We start from the raw sequence: 21,047 nt of genomic DNA on the forward strand, positions 1-21,047 counted from the left end.
GAAGGCAGGGAGAACAATGGCTGTATTTATTAACAAAGATACAAAGGTAATTGTACAAGGGATTACGGGCGAAACAGCTCTTTTCCATACAAAGCAAATGCTTGAGTATGGTACAAAAATTGTAGCAGGTGTAACACCAGGTAAAGGTGGACTTGAAGTCGAAGGAGTTCCTGTTTTCAATACAGTGTCAGAGGCTGTAGCAGCAACAGGTGCAACAACTTCAGTTATTTATGTACCTGCACCATTTGCGGCAGACGCTATTTTAGAGGCTGTTGATGCAGAATTAGAATTAACAATCTGTATTACAGAGCATATTCCTGTTCTTGATATGGTAAAGGTAAAACGTTATATGGAAGGTAAGAAGACACGCCTAGTTGGTCCAAACTGTCCAGGTGTTATTACAGCCGATGAATGTAAAATCGGTATCATGCCTGGCTATATTCATACAAAAGGCCACGTAGGAGTAGTTTCTCGTTCTGGTACATTAACATATGAAGCAGTACATCAATTAACACAGGCAGGAATCGGTCAAACAACAGCTGTAGGGATCGGTGGAGACCCTGTTAATGGAACAAACTTTATCGATGCACTTGAAGCATTTAATAATGACCCAGACACATATGCTGTTGTGATGATTGGTGAAATTGGTGGAACAGCTGAGGAAGAAGCGGCTGAATGGATTAAAGCCAATATGACCAAACCTGTTGTTGGCTTTATTGGTGGACAAACTGCACCTCCAGGAAAACGTATGGGTCACGCAGGTGCGATTATCTCTGGTGGTAAAGGAACAGCAGCAGAGAAAATTAAAGCAATGAACGCAGCTGGCATTGAAGTAGCCGAAACACCTTCTGTTATTGGTGAAACATTGATTAAAGTAATTAAAGAAAAAGGGCTATACGAAAAATGTAAAACCCATTAAAATGGAAGATGTAGCACATTGTTGCTGCATCTTTTTCATTATTTATACACTGTTTACCATACTTCTGCTAAGTCTAAATAACGATTATTTTTCTATATGTATAGCAAGAGCTTGTGAAAATAATCTAAAATGCCTATATAGAAGACAGTGGGTAAATGTCCACTGAACCGAGATAAAATCCGAACGCAATTACGCTGGGCGTAATTGATTTGCACTGAAATGGAAATAATTGTTATGAATGTATGACGTAGTTAGCAAGACCCTATTTACTGTGCAAAAGCGCATACTTTTTGTTATAAATGATGGGAAAGATTTTTGATGGAGATTGTGTTGGAATCATTATGCGGTCATTTCATTTCTTCTATTATAAGGAGGCTTGTTAAATGATCTTTGCAGTAGATGCACAGAGATTACTAGCTTTGCATTATGTATATCCATTACCACTTCAGAAACTTCAACGATTAGTATCCCCAGTGGATGTATTGAGCCATTTTGAACAGGCTCATTACCATGAGATTGCGAAACTTTTACAAATATCGACAGATAAAGCGTCACAAATCGCTCAAAACTTTCGACAAATGATGACATTTCCGTTTGAGGAAGCCTATGCACAAGCTAATATTTTCCCCATACCCTATTATCACCCTTATTATCCAGCGCAATTATTTGAAATATCTAGCCCACCTACTGTATTGTATGTGAAAGGTCAATGTTCCTTATTAACAAATAACAAACAGATAGCGATTATAGGCTCTAGGAAGGCCACAGCGTATTCAATAAGAGCGATGGACTATATTGTTCCGCCACTTGTTCAACATGGTTATACGGTTGTTAGCGGGCTAGCAAAAGGTGCTGATACAATGGCTCATAAGGCAACGATAAAGATGGGTGGCCAGACAATTGCTGTGCTTGGACATGGTTTTCAATATTTTTACCCTAAAGAGAACCAAGCTCTTGCTCAAGAAATGATGGAGCACCAGCTATTAGTAACGGAATATCCTCCCTATATGAAGCCAGAAAAATGGCATTTTCCAATGCGTAATCGCATTATTAGCGGTTTAGCTAAAGCTTTAGTTGTGACAGAAGCTGCGTTAAAAAGTGGCACACTTATTACAACAGAGCTTGCTTTAGAGCAGGGAAAGGATGTATTTGTTGTACCGGGACCTATTGATGCAGAGCAGTCTAGGGGGACAAATCAGTTACTGTTAGAGGGGGCAATTCCGGTGAGTAATGGTCATCAAATCGTAGAAACACTGGCTCTCTTTTCTAACAAAAATTGAAAAAAAGTTGCATTATCTTAAAATCTGTTATACATTTTGCAACAGGTAACTTAAAAAATTAGTAATAGACCTCGCTAAGGGGGAGATATAGATGGCGGATTATTTAGTGATTGTAGAATCACCAGCAAAAGCAAAAACAATTGAACGTTATTTAGGCAAAAAATATAAAGTAAAAGCATCGATTGGACATGTTCGAGATTTACCTCGAAGCCAAATGGGTGTGGATACAGAAAATAATTATGAACCTAAATATATTACCATTCGTGGTAAAGGGCCTGTTTTACAGGAGCTTAAGACGGCAGCTAAAAAAGTGAAGAAAGTATTTCTAGCAGCCGATCCAGACCGTGAGGGAGAAGCGATTGCTTGGCACCTTGCGACTGCGTTAAACATTGATATTAATTCAGATTGTCGAGTTGTCTTTAATGAAATTACGAAGGATGCAATTGTTGAATCCTTTAAACACCCTCGTCCGATCAATTTAGATTTAGTGGATGCTCAGCAAACTAGACGAATACTGGACAGACTTGTTGGCTATAACATTAGCCCGATTCTTTGGAAAAAGGTAAAGAAGGGTTTATCAGCAGGTCGTGTACAATCTGTAGCATTACGCTTGATTATTGATCGTGAAAATGAAATAAAAAACTTTCAGCCAGAGGAATACTGGACAATAGAAGGGACATTTGAAAAAGGTAAAAAAACCTTTGATGCCCTTTATTATGGTAATGGCAAAGAGAAAATTAAATTAACAAATGAAGAACAAGTAAAAGCAATCTTAAAAAATGTAAAAGGTACAAATTTTGAAGTTGTTAATGTATCGAAAAAAGAACGTAAACGTAATGCGGCACCAGCCTTTACAACTTCTTCCTTACAGCAAGAAGCAGCACGAAAATTAAATTTCCGTGCTAAGAAAACAATGATGCTTGCACAGCAATTATATGAAGGAATTGATATTGGTAAAAAAGAGGGAACAGTCGGCTTAATTACGTATATGCGTACCGATTCTACACGTATTTCGGATACTGCTAAAGCAGAGGCGACCACTTACATCGAATCAAAGTATGGTAAAGAATATATTGCGACAGATACAAAGCAAGCGAAAAAGGCTTCAAATGCACAAGATGCGCATGAGGCAATTCGTCCAACAAGTACGATGCGTACACCAGAGGATTTAAAAGCGGTGCTTAGTAGAGATCAGTTGCGTTTATACCGTTTAATTTGGGAACGCTTTATTGCAAGTCAGATGGCACCAGCTATATTGGATACAGTAGCAGTAGACCTTCAAAATGGTGATGTTTTATTTCGTGCGAACGGCTCACAAGTTAAATTCGCAGGCTTTATGAAACTCTATATCGAAGGTACTGATGATCAAGCTGAAGAAACAACAAAGCTTCTACCTGAGATGGAAATTGGCGATCAAGTAAAATCGCTTGAAATTGAGCCTAAGCAGCATTTTACACAGCCACCACCACGTTATTCAGAGGCGCGTCTTGTGAAAACAATGGAAGAACTAGGTATTGGACGCCCATCCACATATGCACCGACCCTCGATACAATTCAGCGCCGCGGCTATGTTGTATTAGACGCCAAACGCTTTATGCCAACAGAGCTAGGTGAAATTGTACACCAACTCGTATTAGAGTTTTTCCCAGATATCATAAATATCGAATTCACAGCAAAAATGGAACAAGATTTAGATGATATTGAAGAAGGTAGTCGTCAATGGGTAGAGGTTGTTGATGCGTTTTATAAGGACTTTGAGGTTCATGTAAAACATGCGGATGAAGCTATGGAAAAAGTTGTGATCAAAGATGAGCCTGCTGGTGAGGATTGCGAACTATGTGGTTCACCAATGGTCTACAAGCTTGGACGCTATGGTAAATTTATGGCGTGTTCAAACTTCCCAGATTGCCGCAATACAAAAGCGATTATGAAACCAATTGGTGTAAAATGTCCTTCCTGTGAAACAGGTGAAATTGTAGAACGTAAAAGTAAAACAAAGCGTTTATTCTATGGCTGCAATCAATATCCAGAATGTGAGTTTGTGTCATGGGATAAGCCGATTAGTAGACCGTGTCCGAAATGTAGTGCATTATTAGTAGAGAAAAAGATTAAAAAAGGCGTGCAAATTCAATGTACAAAATGTGACTATGAAGAAGCACCAACTCAATGATAGGAAGATGGTAAGAAACATGACTGAACAAGTAGTAAATGTAATAGGAGCAGGCCTTGCAGGTAGTGAAGCAGCGTGGCAAATTGCAAAACGTGGTGTTAACGTAAAACTTTATGAAATGCGTCCCGTCAAGCAAACACCTGCCCATCATACGGATAAATTTGCAGAGCTTGTTTGTTCGAACTCATTGCGTGCCAATGGCTTAACAAATGCTGTAGGGGTTATTAAGGAAGAGATGCGCATTTTAGATTCTGTTATCTTAAAGGCGGCAGATCAATGTTCAGTGCCTGCCGGGGGCGCATTAGCAGTAGACCGTCATGAATTTGCTGGCTATGTAACAGAGGCTGTAAAAAATCATCCACTTGTGGAAGTGATTCATGAAGAGGTTACAGAAATTCCAGAGGGCATTACGGTTATCGCAACAGGTCCACTAACATCAAAGGCACTAGCTGAAAAAATTCAAAGCTTAACGGGGTTAGATTATTTATATTTTTATGATGCAGCAGCGCCAATTATTGAAAAAGATAGCATAGATATGGACAAGGTTTATTTAAAATCTCGTTATGATAAAGGCGAAGCGGCTTATTTAAACTGTCCTATGACAAAGGAAGAATTTGATCATTTCCGTCAAGCACTTATCGAAGCAGAGGTTGTACCATTAAAAGAGTTTGAGAAAGAAATTTACTTTGAAGGCTGTATGCCAATCGAAGTAATGGCAGCTCGTGGAGAGAAAACAATGCTGTTTGGACCAATGAAGCCAGTTGGTCTGGAAGACCCTAAAACAGGGAAACGTCCTTATGCAGTTGTCCAGCTGCGTCAAGATGATGCAGCAGGTACACTTTATAATATTGTCGGCTTCCAGACACATCTAAAATGGGGTCCACAAAAAGAAGTGCTGCAGCTTATCCCAGGTCTAGAGAATGTGGAAATTGTGCGCTATGGCGTTATGCACCGCAATACATTTATTAATTCACCAAAAGTATTAGAAAAAACATATCAGCTACGCGAGCGAAAAAATATTTTCTTTGCAGGTCAAATGACAGGTGTAGAAGGGTATGTTGAATCAGCAGGGAGTGGATTAATAGCAGGTATTAATGCTGCTCGCTTAGCACTAGGGCAAGAGCCAATTATTTTCCCATTTGAAACAGCGTTAGGAAGTATGGCGCGTTATATAACAGAGGCGCAATCGAAAAACTTCCAGCCAATGAATGTGAACTTTGGTATATTCCCTGAGTTACCACCTGGTCGTCGCTCTAAACCAGAACGTGCAGAAATGCATGCAACGCGTGCATTAAGTGAAATTCGCAATTTTGTGAATTCACAAACAATTTAATTGCCAACAGCCTCTAAAAGTTGATATACTCTTAGAGGCTTTTTCTTTTTGGTGATAAAATGCTGATTTAAACAAAATTTATGATTTTATATTGAGATTTTTTTAAAATATAACTATTTACACTTGCTATATGGTAAAGATAAGTATAGTGTCAATATGTATGTTTATTAATGATAAAAAATGATGCAAGATGACAAAACATTGTCTATTCGTTATAGTACAAGTGTTAGTTATTGAAGGAAATTATTAATAATCATTGGTGGTGAATCTTTCTATGTTAGTTTCGTCCCAAGATGCACTCGAACAGTTCTTGCTTTACATCCAGGCTGAAAAGAACTTCTCTGTTCATACGGTGCGCGAATATGAATCAGACCTGTTAAATTTCTTAGCTTTTCTGCAAGAAGAGGGAGTAAATGATTTAGCAAGTGTTGAATATATACATGCACGTCTTTATGTAACAAAGTTGTACGATGAAAAAAGAGCAAGGGCTTCTATCTCAAGAAAGATTTCCTCGATACGCTCCTTTTTCCGTTTTCTCAATAAACAATATGGATTAGATGATGGCGCATTTCGTTCTCTATACCATCCTAAAAAAGAATCGCGTTTGCCAAATTTTTTCTACGAAGAAGAATTGATGCAGTTATTCGATGCAAATATAGGCGATGATTTGAAATCATTAAGAAATATGGCTATATTAGAGCTGTTATATGCAACAGGTATTCGTGTGAGTGAACTGACATCCATTCAAGTAGAAGATGTTGATTTTCATTATTCTATTATACGTGTGATGGGGAAAGGTCGAAAGGAACGAATTATCCCATTTGGTCAATTTGCGAGTTTAGCCATGCAGGACTACATAGAGCAAGCTCGTCCACGATTGATGAAAAAAACAAAGCATCAGCAGTTGTTTGTCAATATGCGTGGTGGGGAACTTACACCTCGAGGGGTGCGTCATGTTTTAAATGAAATGATTGATAAGGCCTCACTCCATACAAAAATTTACCCACACATGCTTCGCCATACATTTGCGACGCATTTGTTAAATAATGGTGCGGATTTGCGAACAGTGCAGGAGTTATTAGGTCATGCGCATTTATCTTCTACACAGGTTTACACACATGTAACAAAGGAGCATCTTCGTCAAACATATATGAATGCTCATCCAAGGGCATAATAGAGCTAAGGAGGAAGGCAGATGGGACAAATTCATGCAACAACGATATTTGCAGTTCATCATAATGGAGGCTGTGCTATGGCTGGTGATGGTCAAGTCACATTAGGCAATGCTGTTGTGATGAAGGGAACAGCACGGAAGGTCAGACGTCTGTTTAATGGTCAGGTTCTTGCAGGCTTTGCAGGCTCTGTTGCCGATGCTTTTACATTATTTGAAATGTTTGAAGGCAAATTAAACGAATATAATGGAAATTTACAGCGTGCAGCAGTAGAGGTTGCGAAGCAATGGCGCGGTGATAAAATGCTACGCCAATTAGAGGCTATGCTGCTTGTTATGGATAAAACAACATTGTTACTTGTATCGGGTACAGGTGAAGTTATCGAACCAGATGATGGTATTTTAGCAATCGGCTCTGGCGGTAATTATGCATTATCAGCGGGCAGAGCATTGAAAAAATATGCAGGTGATCAGATGACTGCTCGTGAAATTGCTGAAGCGGCATTAAAAACCGCTGCTGAAATCTGTGTATTTACAAATCATAATATTATCGTGGAGGCGCTGAACGAATGACACAAAAAAATTTAACGCCAAGACAAATTACTGAACATTTAGATCGTTACATTGTTGGGCAGAATGAAGCTAAGCGAGCCGTAGCTATTGCACTACGTAACCGTTATCGTCGTTCATTATTAAATGATGATATGAAGGCTGAAGTCATTCCGAAAAATATTTTGATGATCGGGCCAACAGGTGTCGGAAAAACGGAAATTGCCAGAAGAATTGCGAAACTGACAAATGCTCCTTTTGTAAAAGTGGAAGCAACCAAATTTACAGAGGTAGGATATGTAGGGCGTGATGTTGAATCAATGGTGCGCGATTTAGTGGAAGCTTCACATCGTCTGGTAAAGGAAGCAATGATGGAGTCTGTAAAGGAACAAGCAGAGGAGCTAGCAAATGAAGCTATTGTGAAATTATTAGTGCCTTCTTTACGCAAAAAACAGACAATGCAAAATCCATTTGAAATGTTATTTGGTGGCAAAGAACAGCCAACAAATGATGATTCATCAGCGGATGAGGCTGAAGTACGATCAAAGCGTGCGCAAATTGCTCTTGATTTACGCAATGGTAAACTGGAAAATGAATGGGTGACTGTTGAGGTAACAGAACAAACACCATCCATTTTTGATGCATTACAGGGAACGGGCATGGATATGTCTGCTAATAGTGGGATGCAAGATATGCTCTCTAGTTTAATGCCTAAAAAGCAGAAAAAACGCCGTGTGCAAGTAAAAGATGCACGTCGCATTTTAACAATAGAAGAAGCAAATAAGCTGATTGATGCAGATGAGGTTGCACAGGAGGCAATTGCGAGGGCTGAGCAATCAGGCATTATTTTTATTGACGAAATCGATAAAATTGCTAGCAAAGAAGGAAATACATCAGCAAATGTATCACGCGAAGGTGTGCAACGAGATATTTTACCGATTGTAGAAGGTTCTACAGTGACGACAAAATATGGTGCAGTGAAAACAGATTATATGCTATTTATTGCTGCAGGTGCATTCCATATGTCGAAGCCGTCCGATTTAATTCCTGAGTTACAAGGTCGCTTCCCGATTCGGGTAGAGCTTGAGAAATTAACAAAAGAAGATTTTGTTCGAATTTTACAGGAACCAGATCAATCTCTTATTTTGCAATATAAGGCATTGTTAGAAACAGAAGGTGTGGAAATTAATTTCACAGCAGATGCGATTGAGCGAATTGCTGAAATTGCAACAGAGGTAAATCAGGAAACAGATAATATTGGTGCGCGACGTTTACACACAATTTTAGAGCGTTTGCTAGAGGAGCTATCATTTGAAGCTGCAGAAATTGCACCAGCGAATATCCCAATCAATGCTGCATATGTTGATCAAAAACTTGCAGGCATAGTCAAAAATAAAGATTTATCACAGTTTATATTGTAAGATAAAGCTGAATAGGATTATCTTGGTGCAGCAAATTCTTTTTGTATTGAAAGCGAAGCGATAGATACAGAAAATCCTTTCTTCTGCTGGGAGGGAATGAATGCTTTTTTACCTCTATTCAGTGGGTGTCCGCTGAGCCAAGATAAAAGCCCCGGCGGATGTGCCTGATGTTGGGGCATAATTGATGAAGCCATCCAAAGCTTTAAAATAGTAAGTAAATATGTTCGGATTATTTATAGGAGGAACTTTAAATGAATTTATTAGAAAAAACACGTAGAATTAACGCAATGCTTCAAGCTTCAGCTGGGAAGCCAGTAAACTTCAAGGAAATGGCTGATACACTAGGAGATATTATCGATAGTAATATTTATATTGTAAGCCGTAAAGGAAAATTATTAGGTATTTCCATTCACCAACAAATTGAAAATGAACGTATGAAAAAAATGTTTGAAGAGCGACAATTCCCAGAGGAATATACACATAGCTTATTTACAATTTCTGAAACATCATCAAACTTAGATATTAATGATGAACATACAGCGTTCCCAGTGGAGAACAAAGAATTATTCCAAAATGCATTAACAACAATTGTACCAATCGTTGGTGGTGGTGAACGTCTTGGCACATTAATTCTTGCTCGCCTATCTTCACAGTTTGAAGATGATGATTTAATTTTAGCAGAGTACGGTGCAACAGTAGTAGGCATGGAAATTTTACGCGAAAAATCTGAAGAAATTGAAGAAGAGGCACGTAGCAAAGCTGTTGTACAAATGGCGATTAATTCGCTTTCATATAGTGAATTAGAAGCAATTGAGCATATTTTTGAAGAACTTGATGGCAATGAAGGTTTACTAGTGGCTTCTAAAATTGCTGACCGCGTAGGTATTACACGTTCAGTAATCGTAAACGCATTACGTAAACTAGAATCTGCGGGCGTTATCGAATCTCGCTCTTTAGGTATGAAAGGTACTTATATTAAAGTGCTGAACGATAAATTCTTAAATGCTTTAGCAGAAATCAAGATGAAATAATGGTCTCTTTTATAAATAGAGAAGATAAAAATGTAAGCGTCTGGGTGAATATCTAGACGCTTTTTCTTTGTAAAGCAGTCCGGAATGCTATATTTATTGCTTTCTTCCTAATTATGTTCAAAAAGTTGTCACTACTTTTAGCATAGAAAGAATATGCTAACTATCTCTTTGTTACTTTAGTACAGTAGTAAGTGAAAAACTCTATTTGCACTTTTTGAATATTTGAACTTTGGAATAATAGTCAAAAGGAACCTTGTGAAAAATGCGTTTTTATAGGTAATAGCGTTTGAAAAAAAGCCATATTTCACACTAAAATCGTAAACACTGTAGAAATAGTGTAAAATAACTAGATATTTGTCAAGCTCGAATAAACCCTTGTGAAATAAGAGATACAGCAGTTTTGTCCTGGTTGGATATAAGAAAAAATAGGGCGTATAGACTATTAAAAAGTGACAAAAGACAATAGACACTAGGTATCATCTTAATTACAATTGTATTATTGGATAAAATAACTAATACATAAATTGAAATAAAATGAGGTGAACAGGTTTGAATTTATTTGGAGGAACAATTAGTAGCCTGGAACACGGACTTTCCTATGCCACTTTGAATCATAAAACGATCGCAAATAATATTGCGAATGTCGATACACCTAATTATAAAGCGAAAAATGTTAGTTTTAAAGATATGTTGGAAAAAGAGAGAAGTATAGCGATTTCAGCATATCGCACTGATAATAGACATTATGATTTCACAATTCGACAAGCAACGCCTGGTGTTCATAATCTGGAAAATTTACGCTATCGAAATAATGGGAATGCTGTAGATATGGATGCTGAACAGGCAAAATTAGCAGAAAATCAAATTTATTACAATGCTTTAATTGATCGTGTAAACGGGAAATTAAACACATTAAATACTGTTATTAAAGGAGGTAAGTAATAAATGTCTATTTTTCATGGAATGAATACGACTGCCTCAGCTTTAACAGCGCAACGCCTACGCATGGATGTTATTTCTGCGAATATGGCAAATATGGATACAACACGCGCACGTCAGGTAAACGGAGAATGGGAACCGTATCGACGTAAGTCAGTGACATTAACCGCACAGGAAGGTCAATTCTCAAAAATTTTCAATGCAGCACTTAGTAAAAATGCTAAAAGCGGTGTTGGAAATGGTGTCAAAGTGACACGTATAACAGAGGATCAAGAAACACCTTTCAAGCTTGTTTATGACCCAACACATCCAGATGCAAATGCAGATGGCTATGTCAATATGCCGAATGTAGACCCATTGAAAGAAATGGTAGATTTAATGTCAGCCACTCGTTCATATGAGGCAAATGTAACGGTGTTTAATGCAAATAAATCAATGCTGACAAAAGCTTTAGAGATTGGTAAATAAATAAAGAGAAGGGAAGATACATAATGACAATTTCATCCGTTTCACTCATGACGCCTACTCAAGCTGTAAATGAAACAAATAAGCTGAATACAACACCTTATGAAGCACAACAAAGCTTCGCGAACTCATTAAAAGAAGCAATCGCTAAAGTGAATGATCAACAAATCACTTCTGACACATTTACGCAAAAGCTCATTAAAGGTGATAATGTGGAATTACATGAAGTAATGATTGCATCACAAAAGGCTAGTATTACATTAAACGCAACAATTGAAGTTCGCAATAAGGTGATTGAAGCTTACCAAGAAATAATGCGAATGAGCGTGTAACTTTATTGGCAGAGTAAGAACATACACTGTCGATATAGCTTAACAACCACCTATTTGGTGGGCTCACTGTTTTCGCAAATTATTGATTGCTAGGTTATTCACTATAACCGGAGGATTCATAATGAATGAAAGATTGACGAAAATAAAAAACGACACCAGTCAATTTTGGAAAAGTCGCAGTAAAAAGCAAAAAATAGTTATGATTGGCTCCGTAGTAAGTGTGCTTGTACTTGCAGCAGTTGTGACATTTTTTGCTTCTAAAACTACATATGTACCACTTTACAAAGATTTATCGACAAGAGAAATCGGACAAGTAAAGGAAGCGTTGGATGCCCAAGGTGTGAAATATGAAATTGCTCCAGGTGGAACTTCTATTTTAGTGCCTGAAGAACAGGTTGACTCCTTATTAGTACAGTTAGCTTCAGAGGGGTATCCACAAACAGGTACAATTGATTACTCATTTGCGAATAGCTCAGGATTTGGTATGACAGATAATGAGTTTAATCTATTGAAAAAGGCAGCGACTGAAACTGAAATTGCGAAGCTCTTTAAAAACTTAGAAGGTGTAAAAGATGCAAGTGTGAGAATTACGATGCCAGAGGAAGGTATCTTTTTAACAGATGTTCAGGATGAGGCAACTGCATCCATTGTATTGAATACAGACCCAGGCTATAAATTTACAGAACAACAAATTCAAACAATGTATAACTTGGCATCTAAAAGTATTCCTAACTTAAAACCTGAAAATATTGTTATTTCTAACCAATACTCAGAGTATTTTGATTTGAATGCAGCATCTACTGATGGTCTATCTACAGCAACTCCTGAAGGTCAACTACAAATGAAGAAATTGGTAGAACGTGATCTACAGCGTCAGGTACAAACGATGCTTGGTACACTGATGGGGCAGGATAAGGTAATGGTTTCCATCACAACAGATATTGATTTCAAAAAAGAAGATCGCCAAGAAGACCTCGTTACACCTGTTGATGAAGAGAATATGGAAGGAATCGCCATTAGTGCACAGCGTATTACTGAACAATATACTGGCACAGGTGCAGCAGCTACTGGAGAGCCAGAAGCTGAAATGCCTACGGATAATTTCACTACTTATAACGAAGGCATGATGGGTGATGGGGAGTATGAGCGTACGGAGGAAACGATTAACAATGATGTCAACCGTATACGCAAAGATATTCAAGAAGCTCCTTATAGAATCCAAGATATTGGTATTCAAGTAATTGTTGAGCCACCAACAGCAGAAGATGTTGCTTCATTGCCAGATGGTGTCCGTGAAGATATTGAAAGAATCTTAAGCACAATTGTACGTACAACGATTTCAAAAGATGTTGCAGCAGAGCTAACACAAGAACAAATTGATGAAAAGGTAGCTGTATCTGTGCAACCTTTATACGGAAAAGTAACCGATGTTGCAGATGAAACACCAGTTATTCCATGGTGGGTTTGGGTAATTGGCGGTATTTTATTGGCTGTTATTCTACTGCTAGCGTTCTTTATTATCCGTTCTCGCAAGCGTGCGAAGGAAGAAGAAGAGCAAAGTATTCTAGAGGAACAAGAAGAATTAATAGTTGATGATATTAATGAAGAAATTGAAACAGAAGCTACAATGCGTCGTAAGCAACTTGAGAAAATGGCAAAGGAAAAGCCAGACGATTTTGCGAAGTTACTGCGTAGTTGGATTGCTGAGGATTAACGAGGAGGTTCGGCTGTGTCCAAGAAAGATAAGGAATTAACAGGGAAACAAAAAGCTGCTCTCTTGTTAATTTCATTAGGACCTGAAGTTTCGGCTTCTGTCTATAAACATTTAACAGAGGAAGAAATTGAACGTTTAACATTAGAAATTTCCAGTGTTAAAAAGGTAGAAGCAAATGTAAAAGAGGAAATTATAGAGGAATTTCATAATATTGCTCTTGCGCAGGATTATATTACACAAGGCGGGATCGGCTACGCAAAAACTGTATTGGAGAAAGCGCTTGGTGTCGAACAAGCACAAACGATTATTAATCGTCTAACATCCTCATTACAAGTGCGACCATTTGATTTTGCAAGAAGAGCTGATCCAGCGCAAATTTTTAACTTTATTCAAAATGAGCATCCACAAACAATTGCCCTGATTCTTTCTTATTTAGAGGCAGGGCAGGCGGGTGTTATTTTATCTTCGTTACCACAGGAAGTACAGGCGGATATTGCTAAGCGTATTGCTATGATGGAATCAACATCACCAGAAGTAATTAGTGAAATTGAATCTGTATTAGAGCGTAAATTATCATCTACAGTGACACAGGATTATACAGAAACGGGTGGTATTGATGCAGTCGTTGAAGTATTGAATGGTGTGGATCGACAAACAGAAAAAACAATTCTCGATGCGCTCGAAATTCAAGACCCAGAGCTTGCAGAGGAAATTAAAAAACGTATGTTTGTATTCGAGGATATTGTTACACTCGACAATCGTTCGATTCAGCGTGTTATTCGTGATTGTGAAAACGAAGACCTACTGCTTTCAATGAAAGTATCAAGTGATGAAGTAAAAGATATTATTTTCCGCAATATGTCACAGCGTATGGCTGAAACATTTAAAGAAGAAATGGAAATTATGGGACCTGTACGCTTACGTGATGTAGAGGAAGCACAATCTCGAATTGTTGCTGTTATTCGTCGTTTAGAGGATGCTGGCGAAATTATTATTGCACGTGGTGGAGGAGATGACGTTATTGTCTAGAATCATCCGTTCTATTTACACACAGTCCAATAATGATGAAGTAAAAAAAATTGAGATTCGTGATATGTTTGAAGCAATGTCTGTGGAAGAAGAGGTAAGCTCTTCACAACATCAACCAACGATGGAAGAAGTAATGGCAGAACGCGATTATCTGCTTGCAGAAGCGAGAGCTACTTTACAAGCAGAGCGTGAAGCATTTGAACAAGAAAAGCAACTATTTTTGCAAGAAGTTGAGCTTTTAAAACAAAGCTGGGAAGAGGAAAGACCTAATCGGGTTCAGGAAGCTTATGATGAAGGCTTTGGGCAAGGCTATGAAGATGGCATAAACAAAGCAAATGAAGCAATGGCACAATCTCTTCAAACAGCAAATGAAGTAATTATTCAAGCGAAAGAAAATGCACAAAAATATATTGAAGATCAGGAAGCTGTTATTTTAGAGTTAGGCTTAACAGCAGCTGAGCGTATTATTGGTGCTTCTTTGGAACAAAATCATGAGTTATTTGTTTCAATTGTGCGTAGAGGACTGAAAGAAGCGAGAGAGATGAAAGAAATTAAAATTTATGTTTCTCCTGCTTATCATGCTTTAATTACGGCAAATCGAGATGAATTAGCAGAAATGTTCCCAGTCGATGTACCATTAATGATATTTGTTAATGAGGATTTTGAGAGTGATACAGATTGCTATATTGAAACAAATCATGGTCGCATTGTTGTAAGTATCGATGAGCAATTAAATGAGCTTCGATTAAAGCTACATGATATATTAGAAAGTAAGGAATGATCTAGATGAAAACGGCTCAGTTAATCAAACATATTCCTCATATGCCAACCTTTAAAAAGTTTGGTAGAGTAACGCGGGTTGTCGGCTTGATGATTGAGTCGCAAGGTCCAGATAGTTCTATTGGCGACGTTTGTAAAATTCATGTAGAAACAGTAAACAATGGTCATCAAATTATTTTAGCAGAGGTAGTTGGCTTTAAAGATGAAATTGTTGTCTTAATGCCCTTTACCTCTCTGCGTGAAATATCAATTGGCTGTCTTGTTGAAGGAACAGGAGCTCCCCTTGAAATAAAAGTTGGCCCTGAGCTAATTGGAAAAGTTTTAGATTCAATGGGCAACCCCATTGATGGGACGTTACTACCAAAAGGACTGACGACTGTTCCTACTGAGCAAGACCCGCCAAATCCATTGACTCGTCCACCTATTAACGAAAGGCTTGAGGTGGGCGTTAAAGCAATTGACGGTATGTTAACCGTTGGCAATGGTCAGCGTGTAGGTATTTTTGCCGGTTCAGGAGTTGGGAAAAGCACACTGTTGGGTATGATTGCAAGAAACACACAGGCAGATTTGAATGTCATTGCACTAATCGGAGAACGTGGTCGCGAAGTTCGGGAATTTATTGAGCGTGATTTAGGTCCTGAAGGTTTAAGCAGGTCCATTGTCGTTGCTGCTACCTCTGACCAGCCAGCATTAATGCGGATAAAAGGGGCATTTACAGCAACAGCTATAGCCGAGTATTTTAGAAACCGTGGCTTAAATGTCATGCTGATGATGGACTCCGTAACAAGGGTTGCAATGGCACAGCGTGAAATTGGTCTTGCTACAGGTGAGCCGCCAGCACAAAAAGGCTATACACCATCTGTATTTGCAATTTTACCAAAGCTGCTTGAACGTACAGGAACAAATGAAAAGGGCTCAATAACAGCATTTTACACGGTTTTAGTTGATGGTGATGATATGAATGAGCCAATTGCTGATACAGTGCGAGGAATACTGGATGGTCATATTGTGTTAGATCGAAACCTTGCCAATAAAGGGCAATATCCAGCCATTAATGTATTAAAAAGCGTTAGCCGTTTGATGAATCATGTTGCAGAGCCAGCACATAAAAAAGCTGCTGAACGGTTAAGAGAGCTTTATTACACATACGATAAATCTGAGGATTTAATTAATATTGGTGCGTATAAACGAGGGACATCTCAAGAAATTGATGAAGCAATTCATTATGAACCACTCATTACAGCTTATCTTAAACAGGGTTACTTAGATAAAATAACACTAGAAGAAAGTGTAAATGAGCTAATAACATTATCGAACGGTGGTGCAAAATAGGTGGTTAATTATATGTATCGATTTGAAAAAGTGTTAACCATTCGTGAGCAAGAGAAAAATGAAACTGAAATAGCTTATAAAGAATCTGTCCGTTCTTTTGAAGAGATTGCAACAAAGCTATATGAATTGCTAAAAAAGAAAGAGGATTTAATGGCTTTTCAGCAAGAGCGCTTAACTGTCGGTTCATCTATAGATGAAATTCATCATTATAGCCGTTTTATTGATAGTCTTGAGAAAACAATTGCAGATGTACAACAAAAAGTTATACAGGCTCGTGCAAAGATGAATTGGCATGAAGAAAAACTATTAGAAAAAAACTTGGAAGTACGTAAATTTGAAAAAATGAAAGAAAAGGATTTTAAACTATTTCAACAAGAGCAAGATCGGATAGAAAGCCTTTTTTTAGATGAAATTTCATTACAAACGTATAACAAGAAAGAAATCAGGTGATTTCATGGCAAAAAAAGATAATCGGTTGGCAGCAGAATTGATCGAAGAACAGCCGAAGAAAAAAAAAGGTGGCTTTCTAAAGTTTTTTACTTGGATTGTACTGCCCATTATGTTTGTTGTAGCAGTTTTACTTGTTGTAGCAACATTAATGAATACGAATGTTTTTGATTTAGGAAAAAAGGCGATAGACCAACTACCATTTATGCCATCAGCAGAGCAGCAAGCAAAAGATGCCGTTGTTAATAATGATTCAAAGATGGTCAATCTACAGGCAGAAATACAAGAAAAGGAAGCCGAAATTACGCAGCTTCAACAAAAGCTTGATACAGCTACAACAGAAAATGAGCAGTTGCAAGTTGAAAAAGAGCAACTTCAACTTGAAATTGATAAGTTAATGCAAGAACAAGATGAGGTTAAGCGGGACTTTAATGAGATTTTAACAACATTCGACAAAATGACACCTAAAAAAGCAGCAGCAATTCTTACTAATATGAGCGATGCAGAAACACTGCGTATTTTAACAAATTTAAAGCCAGATAAGCTAGCAGCTATTTTAGAGAAAATGGAAGCTGTTGATGCAGCGAAATATGCAGAATTAATGGCCCAAGTTCAACCTCAACCTGAGGCTCAGCAATAATATATTGAAAGGAGGTGAAAGAAAATGGATGTCGCAATGATGCAAATAATGTCAAAGGCAGCCCCAGCCAATACAGCAGCAGCCAAATCTACAGTAACTAGCGGGTTAGAGGGCAAAGCAACTGGTATGACCAATAAGGAAAGCTTATCAAAATTCGGTGCTGTTTTTGGTCAAATTGTGTCAGCTTCTAGTCAAACAAACCAGCCTTCAAACGTAGCAACAAATGACGTTGTAGCCGCACAGGCAATATTAAATGCAGAGTCTTTGGAAGAATTGTTAGATTTACTAAATATTCCACATGATGAAGGCTTATTAATGCTACAGGTTGGTGAAGATGGTCAGGCTGTGGCAATGGATGAAATGCTTACGTTAGCCAATATACTGAAGGCATTAGGCATTGATGAGGAACAACTGCAGAAATTAGTACAGCAACTTTTAGGTGAAGATAAAGAGGCTAGCGATGTGTGGGAGTTATTAACTTTAGTGGATGCCCAAGCACCAATGCTACAAGCACAAGTGAGTACAGTCTTACAAGGCGAAGGTCAAATAACACCAAAAGAAGCAACACAATTGCTGCAAATATTAAAGCTAGTAGAATTAGTGGGGCAAAAAACAGATTTAACAGCTTCACAAGAAACTGTATTATCCAGTATTAAAAATCTTTTAACAACAATACAAACACAAGTGGAAACAATTCACAATGCTCAGCAGGTTACAACAAAGACAACTGTTACACTACCACTACAAAGCTTCCAACATATCCAAGTAACGAAGCAAAGTGAAACAACTACAAATGAAATGGTGACACCACAAACAGTACAAACAAAAGCAGATACATTCCAAGTGACATTACCTGCTGCTAAACCTGCTCAATCAGAAGCTTTATTAAAAGAAATGCAGGCAATTATCAATAAAGCGCAAATTTCAAATGCACAAGGTATTACACGCCTAACATTGAAGTTATATCCTGAAAATTTAGGAACAATTCGTATTGAGCTTGTTCAAAATGACGGTGTTTTAACAGCACGCTTATTAGCTTCTACAGCGCATGGACGTGAACTATTAGATAGCCAAATACACCAGCTCAAACAAGCATTTGTTCAGCAAAATATACAGGTAGATCGACTGGATATTGCCCAATCATTACAGGATGCAGATCGTCAGCAACGCGATCAAAGCTTCTTTAATAATTTCTTTAAGCAGCAACAGCAAGAAGAGCAGGAACAGCAAAATGATGAGGATGAGGAAAGTATGTCCTTTAGTGATTATTTAATAAATGAGGAGGTGTAAAGATGGCAGAAGAAACAAAAAGTGTAAGTGGAGCAATAACGGATGATTTATACTATTCAAATTATAGACCACCAACAAAGCAAACGGGGAATAGTGATCTTGGCAAGGATGCTTTTCTAAAGCTATTAATTACACAATTACAGCACCAGGATCCAACAAATCCAATGGATGACCGAGAATTTATTTCTCAAATGGCTCAATTTTCTTCTTTAAAGCAAATGCAAAATATGACAAAGGCAATGGAGTCATTGCTAGTATCCCAGCAACAAACACAAATGATGAGCTATGCGAGCTTTATTGGTCAAGAAGTCAAATGGCATGAAATTACAGAAGAATTGGACGAAGATGATAAACCGATTGTTGCAGAAGGCACGGGTGTAATCGAGTCATTGAAATTTGTAGATGGCAGTGTTGTCTTCTTATTGGCAGATGGCAAGGAAATAACACCTGGTAATATTTCGGGTGTTCTAGGAGGCACTGGCACAACTTCAAATGGTAATAATGCCACTTCAGAAACGCCACTTGTCCAAGCTAGTAAACTAATTGGCAAAAATGTGACGTATATGGAGGATGATCAGGAATTACAGAGTCGTGTTGTTTCTGTGTCCAATAAAGATGGCGTTATTTATTATCAATTAGATAACGGAAAAAAATTAACAGATAAAGATTTTACAGTGATTAGCGAATAAAGGTGGGGAAGTATGATGGATCAATTTTCAATTCAGCGTGTACCCTTGCATCCATCTATTCGCACAACACAGCCCAATAAGCCTGTTCAAACACAGAAAAAATCCTTTCAAGCACATTTACAGGAAGCTACAAAGCAAGAGCTAAAGGTCAGCAAGCATGCGCATGAACGTATTATTGAGCGTAAAATTAATATTTCAGAACAAGAATGGCAGGTTGTATCAGATAAGGTATTTGAAGCACATTCAAAAGGTGTGAAACAGCCGTTAGTCTTGATGGATCAAGCCGCTTTAATTGTCAGTGCTAAAAATGCAACTGTCATTACAGCAATGGATCGCACGGAAGCAAAGCAACAGTTATTTACCAATATTGATGGCACAATTGTGCTGTAAAGGCTGGACCTTCTTAAGTAAGGAAGCCTTTGTGTTGCTGATTGATAGAGGCACACATATAAAAAATGAAGGGAGAACGACAACATATGTTACGTTCTATGTATTCAGGTATTTCAGGTCTTAAAAACTTCCAAACAAAGCTAGATGTTATTGGAAATAATATCGCTAACGTTAATACAGTTGGCTTTAAAAAAGGTCGCGTAAATTTCAAAGATTTAATGTCCCAAACACAAGCAGGCGCATCTGCAGCAACAGCTACACGTGGTGGTGTAAACCCACAACAAGTTGGTCTAGGCTCTCAATTAGCTGCGATTGATACAATTCATGGCGGTGGCTCTATTCAAACGACAGGGCGTACATTAGACTTAGCCATTGAAGGGGAAGGCTTCTTTATGGTAGGGGATGCTAACGGTGCTCCAGATGAAGAAGGTGTCCTTGATGAAGAGGGCTTCAGCAATATTTTATATACTCGTAATGGTATTTTCTATATGGATAGCAATGGTTATTTAGTAAATGCTGATGGTAAATATTTGGTTGGTCATTCTAATGAAGAATTATCTATTTCAGAGGATGAGAGTATTGATGGTTCAGAGGCTGAACAGCATAAAGCAGATAGCGGCTTAGCAGATATTGAAGGAAATATGACGGAGGAGATAGATTTTGCGGCAGATGTTTCGCCAATTCGTATTCCAACAACAGCACAATCAATCTCTATAGGTCAAGATGGTACAGTTAACTATATTGACTATAAAGGTGACCTACAGTATGCTGGGCAGCTAATTATGGCTAAATTCCCGAATGCTGGTGGTCTTGTTAAAAATGGTAGTAACTATTACCAACCAACAGCTAACTCTGGTGCTCCATACGCACAAGTAGCGACTGTAGCAGGAATTGGGAAAGTAGTACCTGGTGCTGTCGAAATGTCAAATGTAGATTTATCTGAAGAATTTACAGAAATGATTGTGGCACAACGTGGTTTCCAAGCGAATACACGTATTATTACAACATCGGATGAAGTGCTACAAGAATTAGTTAACTTAAAACGTTAATAGTCATGTGATTTTTTAGTATAACGGGCGTTTCAACAAACATATTTTCATATGAGGGAGGGTCGGGCCGGCTCTCA

The 21,047-nt window shown here is 38.0% G+C and carries 21 protein-coding genes; all 21 read left to right on the forward strand.

The genetic code is table 11. From position 1 onward, the window contains the following. Window positions 1-16: 16 nt before the first annotated feature. Window positions 17-919, forward strand: coding sequence for a succinate--CoA ligase subunit alpha (gene sucD, locus MHB42_RS05020; protein ID WP_340804721.1), 903 nt, complete (start codon window positions 17-19; stop codon window positions 917-919). Window positions 920-1,302: 383 nt separating this feature from the next. Beyond that, on the forward strand, window positions 1,303-2,199 hold the full coding sequence (dprA, locus tag MHB42_RS05025) for a DNA-processing protein DprA (RefSeq protein ID WP_340804722.1): 897 nt from the start codon (window positions 1,303-1,305) through the stop codon (window positions 2,197-2,199). Between the two features lie 91 nt (window positions 2,200-2,290). Further along, window positions 2,291-4,369, forward strand: a complete 2,079-nt coding sequence (gene topA, locus MHB42_RS05030; RefSeq protein WP_340804723.1) for a type I DNA topoisomerase — start codon at window positions 2,291-2,293, stop codon at window positions 4,367-4,369. Window positions 4,370-4,388: 19 nt separating this feature from the next. Then, window positions 4,389-5,702 carry an FADH(2)-oxidizing methylenetetrahydrofolate--tRNA-(uracil(54)-C(5))-methyltransferase TrmFO gene (gene trmFO / locus MHB42_RS05035; RefSeq protein WP_340804724.1) on the forward strand — a complete coding sequence of 438 codons (1,314 nt, stop codon included), beginning with the start codon at window positions 4,389-4,391 and terminating at the stop codon, window positions 5,700-5,702. Between the two features lie 274 nt (window positions 5,703-5,976). Continuing rightward, window positions 5,977-6,876 carry a tyrosine recombinase XerC gene (xerC, locus tag MHB42_RS05040; protein ID WP_340804725.1) on the forward strand — a complete coding sequence of 300 codons (900 nt, stop codon included), beginning with the start codon at window positions 5,977-5,979 and terminating at the stop codon, window positions 6,874-6,876. Between the two features lie 21 nt (window positions 6,877-6,897). Then, window positions 6,898-7,446, forward strand: coding sequence for an ATP-dependent protease subunit HslV (gene hslV, locus MHB42_RS05045; RefSeq protein WP_340804726.1), 549 nt, complete (start codon window positions 6,898-6,900; stop codon window positions 7,444-7,446). Beyond that, window positions 7,443-8,843 carry an ATP-dependent protease ATPase subunit HslU gene (gene hslU, locus MHB42_RS05050; protein WP_340804727.1) on the forward strand — a complete coding sequence of 467 codons (1,401 nt, stop codon included), beginning with the start codon at window positions 7,443-7,445 and terminating at the stop codon, window positions 8,841-8,843. Before hslV ends, hslU begins: the two co-directional genes overlap by 4 nt. 251 nt (window positions 8,844-9,094) lie before the next feature. Next, window positions 9,095-9,874 (forward strand): GTP-sensing pleiotropic transcriptional regulator CodY, encoded by a 780-nt coding sequence (gene codY, locus MHB42_RS05055; RefSeq protein WP_340804728.1) that lies wholly within the window; start codon window positions 9,095-9,097, stop codon window positions 9,872-9,874. Between the two features lie 549 nt (window positions 9,875-10,423). Further along, entirely contained in the window at window positions 10,424-10,816 is a 393-nt protein-coding gene (gene flgB, locus MHB42_RS05060; protein ID WP_340804729.1) for a flagellar basal body rod protein FlgB, read from the forward strand. A gap of 3 nt (window positions 10,817-10,819) precedes the next feature. Beyond that, on the forward strand, window positions 10,820-11,281 hold the full coding sequence (flgC, locus tag MHB42_RS05065) for a flagellar basal body rod protein FlgC (protein WP_340804730.1): 462 nt from the start codon (window positions 10,820-10,822) through the stop codon (window positions 11,279-11,281). Window positions 11,282-11,304: 23 nt separating this feature from the next. Next, window positions 11,305-11,610 carry a flagellar hook-basal body complex protein FliE gene (fliE, locus tag MHB42_RS05070; protein WP_340804731.1) on the forward strand — a complete coding sequence of 102 codons (306 nt, stop codon included), beginning with the start codon at window positions 11,305-11,307 and terminating at the stop codon, window positions 11,608-11,610. A gap of 121 nt (window positions 11,611-11,731) precedes the next feature. Then, window positions 11,732-13,324 (forward strand): flagellar basal-body MS-ring/collar protein FliF, encoded by a 1,593-nt coding sequence (gene fliF, locus MHB42_RS05075; protein WP_340804732.1) that lies wholly within the window; start codon window positions 11,732-11,734, stop codon window positions 13,322-13,324. Window positions 13,325-13,339: 15 nt separating this feature from the next. Further along, window positions 13,340-14,353: a flagellar motor switch protein FliG gene (gene fliG / locus MHB42_RS05080; protein ID WP_340804733.1), complete on the forward strand. Its 1,014-nt coding sequence runs from the start codon at window positions 13,340-13,342 to the stop codon at window positions 14,351-14,353. Then, a complete protein-coding gene (gene fliH, locus MHB42_RS05085; protein WP_340804734.1) occupies window positions 14,346-15,134 on the forward strand; it encodes a flagellar assembly protein FliH in 789 nt (262 codons plus the stop codon). The genes fliG and fliH overlap by 8 nt, the downstream gene beginning before the upstream one ends. 5 nt (window positions 15,135-15,139) lie before the next feature. After that, entirely contained in the window at window positions 15,140-16,465 is a 1,326-nt protein-coding gene (gene fliI / locus MHB42_RS05090) for a flagellar protein export ATPase FliI (protein WP_340804735.1), read from the forward strand. After that, window positions 16,466-16,915, forward strand: a complete 450-nt coding sequence (gene fliJ / locus MHB42_RS05095) for a flagellar export protein FliJ (RefSeq protein WP_340804736.1) — start codon at window positions 16,466-16,468, stop codon at window positions 16,913-16,915. A 4-nt stretch (window positions 16,916-16,919) separates the two neighbouring features. After that, window positions 16,920-17,552 carry a MotE family protein gene (locus tag MHB42_RS05100; protein ID WP_340804737.1) on the forward strand — a complete coding sequence of 211 codons (633 nt, stop codon included), beginning with the start codon at window positions 16,920-16,922 and terminating at the stop codon, window positions 17,550-17,552. 24 nt (window positions 17,553-17,576) lie between these two features. Further along, complete coding sequence (locus MHB42_RS05105; protein WP_340804738.1) at window positions 17,577-18,842, forward strand: flagellar hook-length control protein FliK; 1,266 nt, start codon at window positions 17,577-17,579, stop codon at window positions 18,840-18,842. 2 nt (window positions 18,843-18,844) lie between these two features. Continuing rightward, on the forward strand, window positions 18,845-19,531 hold the full coding sequence (gene flgD, locus MHB42_RS05110) for a flagellar hook assembly protein FlgD (RefSeq protein ID WP_340804739.1): 687 nt from the start codon (window positions 18,845-18,847) through the stop codon (window positions 19,529-19,531). Between the two features lie 15 nt (window positions 19,532-19,546). After that, the gene (locus MHB42_RS05115) at window positions 19,547-19,921 is read left to right on the forward strand and encodes a TIGR02530 family flagellar biosynthesis protein (RefSeq protein WP_340808536.1); all 375 of its coding nucleotides are present in this window, start codon (window positions 19,547-19,549) and stop codon (window positions 19,919-19,921) included. Window positions 19,922-20,007: 86 nt separating this feature from the next. After that, complete coding sequence (locus MHB42_RS05120) at window positions 20,008-20,970, forward strand: flagellar hook-basal body complex protein (RefSeq protein ID WP_340804740.1); 963 nt, start codon at window positions 20,008-20,010, stop codon at window positions 20,968-20,970. Window positions 20,971-21,047 lie beyond the last annotated feature (77 nt).

This window comes from Lysinibacillus sp. FSL K6-0232, assembly GCF_038008325.1.
Lineage (GTDB): Bacteria > Bacillota > Bacilli > Bacillales_A > Planococcaceae > Lysinibacillus.